Source organism: Candidatus Halobonum tyrrellensis G22 (assembly GCF_000495475.1).
Lineage (GTDB): Archaea > Halobacteriota > Halobacteria > Halobacteriales > Haloferacaceae > Halobonum > Halobonum tyrrellense.
Window position 1 is genome coordinate 69316 of sequence record NZ_ASGZ01000034.1, and the last position, 14699, is coordinate 84014.

15 protein-coding genes and 1 pseudogene are annotated in these 14699 nt (G+C 70.8%); 8 read left to right on the plus strand and 8 right to left on the minus strand.

Translation table 11 applies throughout. The annotated features are described in order from the left end of the window. Nucleotides 1-25 precede the first annotated feature (25 nt). The gene (locus tag K933_RS10535) at nucleotides 26-1012 is read right to left on the minus strand and encodes an aldo/keto reductase (RefSeq protein WP_023394720.1); all 987 of its coding nucleotides are present in this window, start codon (nucleotides 1010-1012) and stop codon (nucleotides 26-28) included. A 300-nt stretch (nucleotides 1013-1312) separates the two neighbouring features. Here K933_RS10535 and K933_RS10540 point away from each other — a divergent pair, with 300 nt between their 5' ends. The 3 genes from K933_RS10540 (at nucleotide 1313) to ftsZ (ending at nucleotide 3591) form a co-directional block, all read left to right on the plus strand. Next, nucleotides 1313-2017, plus strand: coding sequence for a double zinc ribbon domain-containing protein (locus K933_RS10540; RefSeq protein ID WP_023394721.1), 705 nt, complete (start codon nucleotides 1313-1315; stop codon nucleotides 2015-2017). Between the two features lie 174 nt (nucleotides 2018-2191). Further along, a complete protein-coding gene (locus K933_RS10545) occupies nucleotides 2192-2380 on the plus strand; it encodes a ribbon-helix-helix domain-containing protein (RefSeq protein ID WP_023394722.1) in 189 nt (62 codons plus the stop codon). 2 nt (nucleotides 2381-2382) lie between these two features. After that, nucleotides 2383-3591, plus strand: coding sequence for a cell division protein FtsZ (gene ftsZ / locus K933_RS10550; protein ID WP_023394723.1), 1209 nt, complete (start codon nucleotides 2383-2385; stop codon nucleotides 3589-3591). A gap of 258 nt (nucleotides 3592-3849) precedes the next feature. On the opposite strand, the gene ncsA is transcribed toward ftsZ, so the two are convergent. Further along, nucleotides 3850-4815 carry a tRNA 2-thiolation protein NcsA gene (gene ncsA, locus K933_RS10555; protein ID WP_023394724.1) on the minus strand — a complete coding sequence of 322 codons (966 nt, stop codon included), beginning with the start codon at nucleotides 4813-4815 and terminating at the stop codon, nucleotides 3850-3852. Nucleotides 4816-4960: 145 nt separating this feature from the next. On the opposite strand from ncsA, the gene K933_RS10560 reads away from it, so the two are divergent. Further along, entirely contained in the window at nucleotides 4961-5608 is a 648-nt protein-coding gene (locus K933_RS10560) for a DUF7095 family protein (RefSeq protein WP_023394725.1), read from the plus strand. A gap of 27 nt (nucleotides 5609-5635) precedes the next feature. Here the strand turns inward: K933_RS10560 and K933_RS10565 are convergent, their stop codons facing one another. Beyond that, nucleotides 5636-6511: a class I SAM-dependent methyltransferase gene (locus tag K933_RS10565; RefSeq protein WP_023394726.1), complete on the minus strand. Its 876-nt coding sequence runs from the start codon at nucleotides 6509-6511 to the stop codon at nucleotides 5636-5638. A 190-nt stretch (nucleotides 6512-6701) separates the two neighbouring features. Here K933_RS10565 and K933_RS10570 point away from each other — a divergent pair, with 190 nt between their 5' ends. Next, entirely contained in the window at nucleotides 6702-6926 is a 225-nt protein-coding gene (locus K933_RS10570; protein WP_023394727.1) for a hypothetical protein, read from the plus strand. A gap of 16 nt (nucleotides 6927-6942) precedes the next feature. Here the strand turns inward: K933_RS10570 and K933_RS10575 are convergent, their stop codons facing one another. After that, a complete protein-coding gene (locus K933_RS10575; protein WP_023394728.1) occupies nucleotides 6943-8478 on the minus strand; it encodes a carboxypeptidase M32 in 1536 nt (511 codons plus the stop codon). 109 nt (nucleotides 8479-8587) lie between these two features. Next, entirely contained in the window at nucleotides 8588-9703 is a 1116-nt protein-coding gene (locus tag K933_RS10580) for a M20 family metallopeptidase (protein WP_023394729.1), read from the minus strand. A 131-nt stretch (nucleotides 9704-9834) separates the two neighbouring features. Here K933_RS10580 and K933_RS10585 point away from each other — a divergent pair, with 131 nt between their 5' ends. Both K933_RS10585 and K933_RS10590 read left to right on the plus strand, forming a co-directional pair. Continuing rightward, nucleotides 9835-10125, plus strand: a complete 291-nt coding sequence (locus K933_RS10585) for a hypothetical protein (protein WP_023394730.1) — start codon at nucleotides 9835-9837, stop codon at nucleotides 10123-10125. Between the two features lie 41 nt (nucleotides 10126-10166). Further along, on the plus strand, nucleotides 10167-10661 hold the full coding sequence (locus K933_RS10590) for a DUF2243 domain-containing protein (protein WP_049947788.1): 495 nt from the start codon (nucleotides 10167-10169) through the stop codon (nucleotides 10659-10661). Nucleotides 10662-10749: 88 nt separating this feature from the next. Here K933_RS10590 and K933_RS10595 read toward each other — a convergent pair whose 3' ends face one another. Then, nucleotides 10750-11565 carry a manganese catalase family protein gene (locus K933_RS10595; protein ID WP_023394732.1) on the minus strand — a complete coding sequence of 272 codons (816 nt, stop codon included), beginning with the start codon at nucleotides 11563-11565 and terminating at the stop codon, nucleotides 10750-10752. Between the two features lie 172 nt (nucleotides 11566-11737). On the opposite strand from K933_RS10595, the gene K933_RS10600 reads away from it, so the two are divergent. Next, the gene (locus K933_RS10600) at nucleotides 11738-13621 is read left to right on the plus strand and encodes a PINc/VapC family ATPase (protein WP_023394733.1); all 1884 of its coding nucleotides are present in this window, start codon (nucleotides 11738-11740) and stop codon (nucleotides 13619-13621) included. Nucleotides 13622-14117: 496 nt separating this feature from the next. On the opposite strand, the gene K933_RS10605 is transcribed toward K933_RS10600, so the two are convergent. Continuing rightward, entirely contained in the window at nucleotides 14118-14438 is a 321-nt protein-coding gene (locus K933_RS10605) for a NifU family protein (protein ID WP_023394734.1), read from the minus strand. Nucleotides 14439-14512: 74 nt separating this feature from the next. Continuing rightward, nucleotides 14513-14699: pseudogene (locus K933_RS19040) on the minus strand (hypothetical protein); the annotation flags it as partial.

Below are 14699 nucleotides of genomic sequence, written 5' to 3' on the forward strand. Positions count from 1 at the left end.
AGTGTCTTCAGGTGGTCGAACGTCGCTACCAGCGGTGGTGGACGTGTTCGGCGACGTACTCGTCGTACACGTCGCGGGTCGCGCCGTGCGCCTGGTGCGACAGCGGGTCGAGGTCGGACGCGGCGGCGTTCGACTCGACGTGCTCGGGCGACGTCGACCCGGGGATCACCGTCGAGACGGCGTCGTGGTCGAGGATCCACCGGAGCGTGAACTGCGCGAGGCTCATCCCCTCGGGGACGTGTGGTTCGAGCGCCTCGACGGCGTCGACCCCCGCGTCGAGGGGGACGCCCGCGAACGTCTCGCCCACGTCGAACGCCTCGCCCTCGCGGTTGAAGTTGCGGTGGTCGTCCTCGGGGAACTCCGTATCGCGGTCGATGCTCCCCGTCAACAGTCCCGACGCGAGCGGGACGCGGACGATGACGCCCACGTCGCGCCGTTCGGCCACGTCGAAAAAGGAGGTGGCGGGTCGCTGGCGGAACGGGTTGAAGATGATCTGCACCGTCTCGACCCCGGGGTACTCCGTCGCCTTGAGCGCCTCCTCGACCCGCTCGACGCTCACGCCGTACTGGTCGATCTTCCCGCGCTCCTTCAGGTCGGCGAGCGCCTCGAACGTCTCGGGGCGGTAGTAGACGTCCGTCGGCGGGCAGTGGAGTTGGAGCAGGTCGAGCGTGTCCTCGCCGAGGTTCTCCCGCGAGCGGTCGACGAACCGTTCGAGGTTGTCGGCGTCGTACCCCTCCGGCTCGTGGGGGTCGAGCCGTCGGCCGGCCTTGGTGGCGACGGTCACCTCGTCGTGGGCGTCGCGCTCGTCGAGCACCGCCGCGATGTGTTTCTCGCTCCGGCCGTCGCCGTACACGTCGGCGGTGTCGAGGAAGTCGACCCCCGCGTCGAGCGCCGCCCGGACCGCCTCGCGGCCCTCCTCGTCGGAGACGTCACCCCACGAGCCGCCGATGTTCCACGTTCCCAGTCCGACTTCGGTGACGGGTCCGACCCCGCCGAGTTCGCGGTGGTCCATACCCGCCGTACGTCCGCCGGTGGTAAGACGCCGGCGGCTCCGGCGAACGCGCGCCGCCCTCGGCCGGTGCCGTCCCGGTGCGTGCGCCGTCCGTCGGGAGTGACCGTGCGGGGACGTCGCACGCGTGGGATGCCCACGCGTGCGTGAAACACGATACCGGAACGCGGCCCCGTGTCGGCCGCCCCACACCGCCTCCGCCGGGGATCACGACCGCCCGACGGGACGCGTAAGACGCCGGCCGTCGGACGCGGAGCGGACGGAGGGACACATTGATATGATGTGTGACTCTATGCCGCGGTGATGAGCAAGATCACGTTCCGTGCCGACGACGACCTCGTCGAGCGCCTCGACGCGTTCGAGGCCTCGAAGAGCGAGGTCATGCGAGACGCGCTCCGCGCGTACCTCGACGGCACGGGGCGGGAAGCGGGCGGCCGAGGGGCCGACGCTCCCGCCGGCGGGGACGACCCCGGCGTGGCCGACGCCCCGGTCGACGACGCCCTCCGCCGGCGGGTCGACACGCTGGTCGCCGACCGACTCGACGCGCTCCTCGCCGACCGACTCGACGCATCCCCCGCCTGCCGACCCCCGACCGCGTCCGCGCCGGCGCCCGAGGTGAACCTCTCGGTCACCGTCGAGGGGGCGTCCGACGCCGCGAGCGTGGAGGCGGCGTCGACCGCGGACGCCGCGTCGAACGCCCGGGGGTCGGCGGCCGACGACGGACGAGCGGACCCGGACGGCGTCGACGACCCCGGCGCGTCCGACGCGCCGAGCCGGACCGACGAACACGCCGGCGGGGCGGCGACGACGGACTGCGCGCAGTGCGGCGAGTCGCTGTCCGACGACCACGTCTACTGCCCCAACTGCGGCGAGAAGGCGTCGCGGCGGCTGTTCTGCGACTGCGGCGACGAGGTGCGCTCCGACTGGGCGTTCTGTCCGGGCTGCGGTCGTCGGACGCCCGCGGCCGATGTGCTCGACGGGGGGAAACCGGGGTACGACGACGCGTAAGACAGACCCGCGCGCTCTTGTCTTACACCTCCGGTACATTTATACAATTCGAGTCTGTGGATACGGGTGCGTAAGACGGGATGTCTTACGGGAATCGCCGGGACGGGGAACCCGGCCGGTGCCCGTCGGACGCCACGCGAGTGGCTCGCCGTCTTACCGGGGGAATGTACAAATATGGAGCGTGTGACACTACGGATTCCGAAGCAGCAGATCGAGGAGGTCGAACAGATGGTCGAGACCGGCGAGTTCCCGAATCGTAGCGAGGCGATTCGCTCGGCGGTGCGCGAAATGCTGAACGAACAAGAGACCACCGGCGAGCAGGGTCGGCGCGAGCGCAACAAGCGCTCTTGGGCGAAGGTGTAACGATGCAGGACATCGTGCAGGACGCCCTCGACAACGCGGAGGCCGAACAGCGGGACATGGCCGACCTGGACGACGACGACGAGTTCGGGGAGCCCCGAATCGTCATCGTCGGCTGTGGCGGCGCCGGTAACAACACGATCAACCGCCTGTACAACATCGGCGTCGAGGGTGCGGAGACGGTGGCGATCAACACCGACAAACAGCACCTCAAGATGATCGAGGCCGACACCAAGATCCTGGTGGGCAAGTCGCTCACCCAGGGGCTCGGCGCGGGCGGCGACCCCTCGATGGGCGAGCGCGCGACCGAGATGGCCCAGGGGACGATCAAGGAGGTCCTCGGCGACGCCGACCTGGTGTTCGTCACCGCCGGGATGGGCGGCGGCACCGGCACCGGCGCGGCGCCGGTGGTCTCGAAGATAGCCAAAGACCAGGGCGCGATCGTCGTCGGCATGGTGTCGACGCCGTTCAACGTCGAGCGCGCCCGGACGGTGAAGGCCGAAGAGGGGCTCGAAGAACTCCGCAACGAGGCCGACTCGATCATCGTCCTCGACAACAACCGCCTGCTCGACTACGTCCCGAACCTCCCGATCGGCAAGGCGTTCTCGGTGATGGACCAGATCATCGCCGAGACGGTCAAGGGCATCTCCGAGACCATCACCCAGCCGAGCCTGATCAACCTGGACTACGCGGACATGTCCACGATCATGAACCAGGGCGGCGTCGCGGTGATGCTCGTCGGGGAGACGCAGGACAAGAACAAGACCCAGGAGGTGGTGAACGACGCGATGAACCACCCGCTGCTCGACGTCGACTACCGCGGCGCCTCGGGCGGGCTGGTCCACATTACTGGAGGACCGGACCTCACGCTGAAGGAGGCCGAGGGCATCGCCGACAACATCACCGAACGGCTGGAGGCGAGCGCCAACGTCATCTGGGGCGCTCGCATCCAAGAGGAGTACAAGGGGAAGGTCCGCGTCATGGCGATCATGACCGGCGTCCAGAGCGCGCAGGTGCTCGGCCCGAGCACGCAGAAGCAGGCCGACAAGTCCCGCGCGAGCATCGAAGACGCCGGGTCCGACTCGGCGAGCACCTCGGAGTTCGACGCGAGCGCGAACGCCTCGGACGGCGGCACCGACTCGGAGGCCGCCTGGCAGTCCGACGGCGGCCGCGAGCGCTCCGACCGGAACAACGGTCTCGACGTCATCCGGTAGCTCGGGGTCCGCCCGCCGACCGCCCGTCACGACCGACCGAGCGCGCCCGGCGACACGACCGGCCGCGTTCGACCGACTTCTCGCGGGCGCGCCATCCGCCGCCGACCGCGGCGGCGCGCGTCCCGCCGTTCACTCGTTCGAGCCGAGCGTCGCGTATACGCGCGTTTTCGCGGCTCCTCTCCGTTCTCTCGGCGTCTCCCCGTTATCGCAGTTCCTCTCGCTCTCGCGGTCGGCGGGTGGTCGGCCGTCGGGCCGTCGTCAGACCGCCTCTATCGACTCGACCAGCCGGCACTTCCGGCAGACGTCGCGGGCGGTGGTCGACCCGCAGCGCTCGCACTCCGAGAGCTCCGCGCGTTCGTCGCCGCGGTAGCGGTCGGCGGCGATGGCGGCGAACTCCTCGTAGCCGGACATGATCGAGTGGCGAGTGCCGGGGTGGTTCTCCTCGAGTTTCAGGAGTAGCTGCTGTATCTCCCCGCGGTACGCCTCGCTGGCGTGGGGGCACTCGGTGATGTGGGCGGGCAGCCCCCGGAACCGGCAGTAGAGCGCCACCTCCTTTTCGGGTACGTCCCGGAGGGGTTTCGCCCGCGGGACGAACGACTCCGACTCGTTCCGCTCGTCGAACGGGCCGAGGCTGGCGTCGAAGTGTTTCGCCGTCTGTGCGACGTCCCCCTCCAGGACGTTCATCAGCGCGGTCTGCGCCTCGTCGTCGAGGTTGTGGCCGGTGAGGAGTTTGTCGGCGCCGAACTCGTCGGCGTAGGTCTCGAGGAGGTCCCGGCGGAACACGCCGCAGTAGGCGCAGGCGGCCATGTTCTCGGGGTCCGACTCGACCACGTCGTCCATCTCGACGCCGAGTTCGTCGGCGTACGACACCGTCTCGTGGCGCACGCCGAGTTCCTCGGTCAACTCCTCGGAGGCGGAGAGCGACTCGTCGCGGTACCCTTCGATCCCCTCGTGGATGGAGAGGGCGACCATCTCGACGCGCGGGTCCTCGGCGAACGTGTCGTCGAGTATCGCGGTGAGCGCGACGCTGTCCTTCCCGCCGGAGAGACCGATCACCCAGCGCTCGGGGTCGTCGGAGGTCGCGTCGTCCGGGAGGAGGCCGTCCTCGCGGACCCGCCGGCGGACGCGCTTCTCGACCGACGCGCGGAGGTGGTCCTCACAGAGGTGCGCCCCGGAGTAGGCGGCGTGGTACACCGCGTCCCGACCGCACTTGTCACAGCTCATTACTGCGGGTTGCGCGGGCGGCGGGTTGACGGTTTCGGACGGCGGCGGGACCGGGTGCGGCGCCGACCACGACGGACGAACCCACGGGGGCCGCCCGCGGGACGGACGCGTAAGACGCTTCACCCCGGGACGCGCACCGACGCGTATGGACCGCGAGGCCGCGCTCGACCGGGTGGAGACCCTCCTGGAGACGGTGGAGTCGGAGCCGATGCCGGTGCCCGTCCGCGAGGTGTGGGTGTACGGCGACGTCGCGCTCGGACTCGACCCGGTCGACCGCCTCGACGTGTACGTCACCAAGGACCTCCACATGCGCGGCGACGCGGACGCCGAAGCGGCGTTCGTGGAGTCGCACGGGATCAAAGGCGTCGGCAAGTCCGTCTCGGCGGAGTGGGCGCGGGAGTTCCCCGAACACCTCCGTGCGAACGACAACGGCCACGCCGCGCCCGAGCGGTGTCTCGCGGCGCACCTCCTCCCGTCGGGCGACGAGCCGATCCACCTCGAAGTGTGTAACGCGCCGTTCGACGAGAACGTCACCCAGCGGCTGAAGGGTGCGATGGCGCGGGAGGCGTACGAGCAGGTGCTCGACCCCCGCGGCGTCCAGTTGTGGGCCGACGGCCGGCGCGCCGAGGAGACGATGGAGAAACTGCGGGGCGGGGAACTGCCGTTCCCGACGCTGTCGGGCGCGCTGGAGATGCTCGGCGCCGACGAGTCCGTCGCGAGCGAGGCGGCCGACGCGGTGCGGGCGTACCGCGAGCGCCAGCAGGGGGCGTCCGTCCGCGGCGACGTGGTCTGACGCTACGGGTCGGGCGTCCGGCCGCGTTTACGCGCCGCTCCCCGACGCTGGGGCGTCGACCCGCCCGACCACCACGTCGAACGGCACGAGTTCGACCCGGCGGTACTCCTCCCGCCGGATCTGTTCGACCGCGTCCCGGCCCATCGCGCGCCACTCCCCGCGGAGCGCGTCGTACTCGCCGGCCGGGAGCGCGCGCCTGAGTTCCGCCTCGTGGTCGGCGACCCCCGCGCCGCTGGCCTTCCGCGCGGCGGCCTCCAGGTCGGTCTCGGAGTAGGGCGGCTCGACCCGCTTCTCGTGGTGGTAGCGGCGGCGTTCGGTGTCCGACAGGCCGGCGTCGGCGAACAGGTTCGCCAGCCGGTCGCCGAGCGCGACGTCCGTCCCGACGCCGTCGATGTACGCCCGCCGCAGGCGCGCCTCCAACTCCGACTCCCGGTCGACCGTCGAGGAGACGCCCACGTCGGCGTTGTCCGGCTCTATCGTCGCCACCAACTCCGACGAGACGCGCGCGAACTCGCGGAGCGCGGCCGCGGGCTCGGGGAGGTTGACCAGCAGCGCCTGACACGCCACGAGGTCGAACGCGTCGTCGGGGAACGGCAGGCGGAGCGCGTCGGCGGCGCAGTAGTCGGCTGTGCGACCGGTCGGCTCCCGGTCGGCCCCGACCCGGCGGGCGACCCCGAGCAGGTCGGTGTCGGCGTCGACGCCGACCACGCGCGCGTCGGGCGCGCTCGCCCCCGCCTCGGGCGTCTCCAGTTCCTCGGCGAGCACGCGCGTGAGTTCGCCCGTCCCGCAGCCGACGTCGAGCACGCGCCGCCGGTCGGCCAGCGAGAGCGGTTCGAGCGCGTCGCGCGACTCCCACATCCCGCGGCGCGTGCGGTCGAGGTAGTCGGCGGAGAAGCGGCGCATGGGTTGACGGGGCTGGGGCGCGGGGCGAGAAAAGCAGGTCGGTGTGTTCGCGGGGTCGCGGCGCCTTCGCGGTTCGGACCGTCGTGGGTGCCCGCCGGTACGAGTCCTCCGGGGGCGAGGGCGACGCGTGAACGGGCCGATCCCCCGAGTCGCCGGTGGCGTTTTCACGCCGGCGACCCGTCGGTGGTCCATGGGGGGAGGGGAGGCGCGAGTGTTGTCGCTCGGCGGACGGCTCACGCCCAAGTCGAGCCTCGCGACCGACTGGAGCGACGAGGTCACGCCGGGCGTGTCGCGCGAGAAACGGGGTCGGCTGCTCCGGGAGGCTATCGACCGGGCACACGCTGACCTGCAGTCGGGACCGGCGGCCCGTCCAGTCGACAGTCGGGCGGAGTCGGCCCGGGCGGAGTCGGAGTGAGACCGGGGGTTCCGCGTCAGACCGACTCGTCGAGGTCGTAGAGGTCGCCGTACTTCTCGCGGACGTACTCGACGAAGTGGTCGGCGCCGAACGGCTCGCCGGTCGCGCGCTCGACGAGTTCGTTCGTCTCGTAGCGCGCGCCGTGGCGGTGGACGTTCTCGCGGAGCCAGTCGTGGAGGGCGCCGAACTCGCCGTTCCGAACGTCCCCCTCCAGGTCGTCGATGTCGTCGTCCGCGGCGTCGTACAACTGGGTGGCGAGTACGGACCCCAGCGAGTAGGTGGGGAAGTAGCCGAAGTTGCCGTGGCTCCAGTGGATGTCCTGGAGACAGCCCTCGCTATCGGTGTCGGGTCGGAGCCCGAGGTACTCCTCGTACTTGTCGTTCCACGCCTCGGGCACGTCCGCCACGTCGAGGTCGCCCGCGATCAGCGCGCGCTCTATCTCGAAGCGGATGACGATGTGGAGGTGGTAGGTGAGTTCGTCCGCCTCGACGCGGATGAGGTTGTCCTCGTACACCTGGTTGGCCGACTCGTACGCCTCCTCGGCGCTGGCGTCGACGTCGGGGAACTGCTCGCGCACCGTCGGCAGGACGTGCTCCCAGAACGCCGCCGAGCGGCCCACCTGGTTCTCCCAGAGCCGCGACTGGCTCTCGTGGACCGACAGGTCGCGCGACTCGCCGAGCGGCGTGCCGAACTGCTCGCGGGGCAGCCCGAGGTTGTAGAACGCGTGGCCGAACTCGTGGACCGTCGACATCAGCGCGCCCAGCGGGTCGGACTCGTCGAACCGCGTCGTCACGCGGCAGTCGAACTGGTTGCCCGAGGTGAACGGGTGACTCGACACGTCGAGCCGTCCGTGCTCCCAGTCGTACCCCAGGTCCGTGAGCACGTCACGCGAGAGCGCCTCCTGCTCGTCGGCGTCGAACGTCCCCTCGAACGCGTCGGTGGTCACGTCGGCGTCGCTCTCGCGGATCTCGTCGATCATCGGCACGAGCGTCTCCTTGAGCGTATCGAGGATCTCCTCGGCCTGCGACAGCGGCAGACACGGCTCGTAGTCCTCGAACAGCACCGCGTACGGGTCGCGGTCGGGGTCGATCTGTTCGGCGTACTCCCGCTTCAACTCGACGAGGTCCTCGAGGTAGGGGGCGAACGTCTCGAAGTCGTCGTTCTCCCGTGCCTCCTCCCACGCGCCGAGCGCCTCCGAGGAGGTGCTGGATATCTCCTCGACCAGTTCCCCCGGCACGGCCGCCGCGCGCTCGTACTCGCGGCGGGTCTCGCGGACCACCGCCTCCTCTTGGCCGGTCAGGTCGCTCCCCTCGCAGGCGTCGAGCAGTTCCGCGGTCCGGTCGTCGGTGAGCATCTCGTGGCTCACCGACGACAGCACCGAGAGCTGTTTCGACCGGGCGGGCGTGCCGCCCTCCGGCATCGTCACCTGCTGGTCCCAGCTCAACACGCCGCTGGCGCCCTGGACGGCGGTCAGGCGTTCGAGCCGGTCGGTCAGTTCGTCGTACGCGTCGACCGTCCCGGTCTCCGCGTCGGTGTCGGCGTCGGTAGCCATCGTCCGGGGTTACCCCCCGGCGGCCTTCAAACGACCGCTCCCGGCCGGTCGGCCCGGTACGCGCGCGGGCGGTCGGCGTGCGGACGGCCGCCCGGCCGGCCCGCGCGACTCAGTCGGCGAACGCCGACGCGTCCTCCGCCAGCCCGCGGTACGTGCGGTAACACCGCCCGAGCACGTCGACGGAGACGCTCTCGGTGTCGGTGTGCGCCTCGCCCGGTTCCGACGCCCCGCAGACCACGCAGGTCGTGCCCGCCTCCGAGAGCCACCCCGCGTCGGTGGCGTGGGGCTTGACCACGTGTTCGGGGTCGCCCGCCTGCGCCGCCCGCGCCGCCGCCAGCGCGGCGTCGGCGAACGCGTCGTCGTCACACGCCATCGGCGGGAGGTCCTGGTCGACCTCCCAGGTGACGCCGTCGACGTCCTCGGTCCGTTCGAGCGGCGCGTACGACCCCGGAACCGTGCGCTCGTCGACCGTGACGGTACACCGGTCGGGGACGACGTTCCACGCGCTCCCGCCGTCTATCTCCGTCACCGCGACGCTCCCGCGGACGGGTTCGCCCATCACCTCGGTCTCGGGGAACTCCAGTTCCCGGACCACGTCGACCGCGTCACACGCGCGGTAGACAGCGTTCTGCCCCTCCGCGGGCCGGCTGGCGTGCGCGCTCTCGCCGGCGACCCGGAGCGTGCTCGCGCGCCGGCCGCGGTGGGCGACCACCACGTCGGTCACGCCGGGTTTCGAGTAGTCGGTCGACCCCTCCGCGACGAGGGCGTACTCCGGGGCGAACCCGTCGTCGATGGCCGCGCGCGCGCCGACGCCGCCCACCTCCTCGCCGACGAACGACGCGAAGACGAGTTCGCAGTCGGGGTCGGCGTCGCGAAACGCCACCATCGCGGCCGCGACCGACCCCTTCATGTCGGCGGTTCCGCGGCCGTACACCCGGCCGTCGCGCCGTTCGACGACGTACTCCCCGTCGTCCGTCTGGGGGTCGCCCGGCGGCACCACGTCGTGGTGGCCCACCAGCGCGAGCGCCGGGGCGTCGGCGTCGCCGCGGCGCGCGACCACGTTGCCCGCGTCGTCGCGGGTCACCTCCGCGTCCGTCTCGGCGCGGAGCCACGCCTCGATGGCGTCGCCCGCCGCCGTCTCGTCGTCGTGGCTCGGGATCGAGACCAACTCGCGGGTCAACTCCACGAGCTCCTCGTCGACTCCGTCGGGTGCGGCGTCGCTCACACCCGTCGGTGGGCCAGGTGAGGCATAAACCCGGTCGGGTTCCGCGGGTCGGGAGCGGCGGCCGACGGCGGGCCGGCTTGCGTGTACGCGCAGGAACGACTTGCGGCTGGGCGGCGTCTCTCGGGTGAACCATGTCGGACGACCCGAGCGGACACGACGCGACCGACGACACCGCCGCCGACGACGACCACGACCCCGCCGACGACACCGCGGTCGACGGCGACGAGTGGGACGAACACCGCGACGACGACCCGGACGATCCCGAGGACGAGGACCCGGAGGACGACACGGCCCTCGGCGAGGAGGAGGACGACCCCGAGGACGACACCGCCGCGGACGACGACCCCGCCGACGACACCGCGGTCGACGACGAGGAGTGGGAGGAGCGGGAACACGAGAGCCCCGACGACCGCGAGGGATGACCGCGTCGGACGGCGGCCGACCCGACCCGGGGGGGACGACCGTGCGCCCGACCGCCGAGCGGTCGACGCTCCTCGCCGCCGCGACGCTCGGCGTGGGGTTCGGCGGCCTGCTCGACGTGATCCTGTTCCACCAGATCCTCCGCACCCACCACCTGGTCTCGGGGTACGTCGACCCGACCACGCTGTCGGGGCTGCGGACCAACGTGTTCGCGGACGGCGTGTTCTCGCTCGCGATGCTGCTCGTGGTCTGCGTCGGCGGCGTGAAACTCTGGTCGGCGCTGGTCGCGGCCGACCCCGAGCGGCCGCCCGCCGCGAGCGCCGTCGGTGGCGCCGCCGTCGTGGGGCTGGGCGCGTGGAACCTGTTCGACGTGGTGGTCGACCACGCGCTGTTGGGACTGCACCACGCGACGTACCCGGTGCTCGACGCGTACGACCTCGGCTGGCTGGTCGCGAGCCTCGCGCTCGTGGCGGCGGGGTGGATCGCGGTCGAGAAGGCGACGCCGACAGCGGCGCGGGCGGACGCCGACGCCGACTGAGCCCCCGTTCGGACACCACGACGGAGGGGAGGGACGGACCGACGAGACGGGGGCGCGGTTCGAGCGGTCGGTCGAGTCGTCGGCCGCCTCAGTTGACCTCGTTGTACATCTCGTCGATCATCTCGTCGAGGTCGGGCTGACCGCCGCCGGGCTGGCGCGGCGTGTAGGTGAACTCGCTCTTGCCGTCGGGCGACTCACCGCTGGTCCACGGCTGCTTGGGGTCGTCGCGCTCGTCCTTGTACGTCGACATGAACGTGTAGTTGTACTCCTGGTTCTCCTTGCTCTGGTCGAAGCTGTTGGGGACCGGGCGGTGCTCGCCGAGGTCCTCGAGTGCGGCGTGCCACTGGTTCTGGTGCATCGTGTCGCGCGCGATGTTGTACTCCCACATCTGCTCCATGCCCGGGTCGTCGGTCATCTCGTACAGCCGGGTGGCGAGCAGGCGACCGGTCGACTCCGCCATCACGTTGGCGTACATGTCGGCGGCGAGGTTGCCCGACGCGACCACGAAGTTACCCGTGAAGGGGTTGCCGTTCGCGTCGACGGGCATCGCGTGGAGGCCGGCCGACAGCGCCTGCCGGGGCTGGCCCGAGCGCATCATCTCGGCGATCATCGGGTCGCTCTCGCGGGCCTCGCGGCGCGCCTCGTCCGAGGCGTTCTGGAGGTTCTTCGAGATGGCGGTCGCGATCATCTCGATGTGGCCGAGTTCCTCGGTCGCGGTCTCCATCAGGAACTGGCGCACCTCGTTCTTCTCTTTCGGGATCGCGAACGCCTGGAACATGTACTGGAGCGCGACCCGCATCTCGCCCTCCTGACCGCCCAGCGCCTGCTGGAGCATCTTCGCGTACCGGGGGTCCGGATCCTCGACTTCGACCTCGAACTGGAGTTCGTCGTCGTGGTAGAACATCCGACGAGTCGTTGCGCCGACACGCCCCAAGTCGTTCTGCTTGCATGCGCGCACACGGACAGCGGGAGACGACGGCGCTCCGTCCGGACCGCTCGCCGCCGAGAGCGACGCCGAGCGGCTGGCGACCGTCCGTACACGCCGATTTTATGCGTGGCCCGCCCGCAGGGTAGATATGAACGTCGTGCCGGACACGAGCGTGGTCATCGACGGCCGCGTGTCGGACCGCGTCGAGGGTGGCTCGCTAGAGGGGGGGACCCTGTTCGTCCCCGAGGCGGTGGTCGCCGAGTTGGAGGCGCAGGCGAACGAGGGGCGCGAGACCGGCTGGGACGGCATCGCCGAACTCCAGCGGGTGGCCGAACTCGCGGCCGACGGCGTCGTCGACGCGGAGTTCGTCGGCCGGCGGCCCTCCGCGGCCGAACAGCAGGGCGCGGGCGAGGGCGACATCGACGCGCTGATCCGCGACCTGGCGGTCGACAACGACGCGACGCTGCTCACGAGCGACTACGTCCAAGCCGAGACGGCGAAGGCGACCGGACTCGACGTGGAGTACGTCGAACCCGACGTCCGCGGGACCACGGACGAGGGGCTGGAGATCGAGTCGTTCTTCACCGACGACACCATGTCGATCCACCTCAAGACCGGCACCGTCCCGAAGGCCAAACGCGGCGGCATCGGCGAGATGCACTACGGCCCGGTCGACGACGCCGACGGGCCGTCGAGCGAGGAGCAGATGGCGGCGTGGGCCGACGACGTGGAGACGACCGCCCGGACCTCCAACCAGGGGTTCATCGAACTCTCCGAGCCCGGGATGACGATCGTCCAGTACCGCAACTACCGGATCGCGGTGGCGCGGCCGCCGTTCTCCGACGGGATCGAGATCACCGCCGTCCGGCCGGTCGCGGTGACGACGCTCGACGACTACGAGTTCGCGGACGAACTCCGCGACCGGTTCCTCGAGCGCCAGCGGGGGGTCCTCATATCGGGGGCACCCGGCGCGGGCAAGTCGACGTTCGCGCAGGCGGTCGCGGAGTTCCTCAACGACAACGACTACGCGGTCAAGACGATGGAGAAGCCGCGCGACCTCCAGGTGAGCGACGACATCACCCAGTACACCGCCCTCGGCGGCGACATGGCCAACACCGCCGACTCGCTACTCCTGGTCCGGCCGGACTACACCATCTACGACGAGGTGCGCAAGACCCACGACTTCGAGGTGTTCGCGGACATGCGGCTCGCGGGCGTCGGCATGGTGGGCGTCACCCACGCCACCCGCGCGATCGACGCGCTCCAGCGGCTGGTCGGCCGGGTCGAACTCGGGATGATCCCGCAGGTGGTCGACACCGTCGTGTTCATCGAGGCGGGGGAGGTCGACACGGTGTACGACGTGACCACGCAGGTGAAGGTGCCCGAGGGGCTGACCGCCGAGGACCTCTCGCGCCCCGTCATACAGGTGGTCGACTTCGAGACCGGCCGCCCGGAGTACGAGATATACACGTTCAACAACCAGGTCGTCACGGTGCCGCTCGACGAGGGCGACGGCGGCGACACCGGCGTGAGCCGCCTCGCGCGCAAGGAGATCGAACGCGAGATCCGGTCGGTCGCGCGCGGGCACGTCGAGGTGGACCTCCAGGGACAGAACGAGGCGGTCGTCTACGTCGAGGAGGACGACATCAGCTACGTGATCGGCAAGGGCGGCGGGCGCATCTCCGACATCGAAGACCGCCTCGGCCTCTCCATCGACGTGCGGACCCACGCCGACAAGCCGTCGAGCGGGTTCGACGGCGGCGGAACCGGCAGCGCCGACGGCGGGAGTCCGGCGTCGACCCCCCAGCCGCAGGGGACGGTCGTCCAACCGGAGATCACCAGCCGGCACGTCGTGATCCGGATGGACGAACACGTCGGCGAGACGGTCGAGGTGCGTGCGGACGACGAGTACCTCTTCACCGCGACGGTCGGCCGCGGCGGCGACATCCAGGTCTCGCGCGGGTCGGCCATCGCCGAGGAACTCGAGGACGCGATCGACAGAAAACAGGTGATCACCGTCGTATCGGCGTGACGGCGTGAGATAGCGGGGCACGCCCGCGGCGGAACGGGCGTCCCCCTCACACGGAACCCCCCGTGGTGACGGGCGGGGAGCGGCGGCGACCTGACCGGCGACCGTCGGCGCCGGCCGGTCGCAGTACAGTGTCGTGGCGGTTCGCGCGTCCCGCTACCGACCGGTCACCCCCTCGACCGCGACGGTCGCGTCCGGTCGACCGCGCGGCGACGCCCGCTCGTGGCGTGACGGGGCGCCGGATCCGCGCGCCCGACCGAACGTTTCGATTCTATCGTGCATTGCGTACGAACCATTGTCCAAATCCCGGATAAAGTTTAGGTATGGTCGACCTAGGCCGGTATAAGGTGTATTATCTCCACCGGAGATCGTATCCGCGCGGATCGGGCAACCGTCTCCGGAGAGATGTTACGTGCGTCCAGTAATCGGTGGCTGGGGGTGACGCATCGACGCCGAACGCGGCGTCGAGTGATCGACGCCGGCGCGGCCGCGCGCCCGGTCAGAAGTGGTCGGCGGACTCGTTGGAGAACTGGAGGTCGCCGCCGCGGCCGCCTTCGACGGTGCTCGACCCCGTGTCGCCGGTGGACGGCACCTTCACCTGCACGTCGTCCACCTCGTCGAAGTCCATGATCAGGTCGCGCTTGATGTTCTGGGCGGTGATGTTCGAGATGCCGCAGCCGGAACAGGTCCCGCCGAGTTCGACCACGACCACCCCGGTTTCGGCGTCCGCCTCGCGCACGACGCTGGTGCCGCCGTGATTCTGGATGATCGGCATCTGTCCGACCATCCACTCCTCGACGCGTTCCGCGAGGTCGTTCATGCGTCCGCCTTGGTGGCGGATACGTTGAAAGCTTGCGGTTCACCCCGCCGTCGTCGGCCGCGAACGAATGTGTGTCACTGTCGACCACGACCGCCCCGGAGCGCGCGCCACGCGGCCGCGCCGACGCCGAAGACGGCCGCGAGCGCGCCGAACCCCGGACCGGACGCCGCCGTCGTCGCGTCGCCCGTCCCCGTCGTCGCCGGCGCGTCCCCCCGACTCGCGGTCGTCGGACTCGGCGTGCGCGTGGGCGACGTGCGCGGG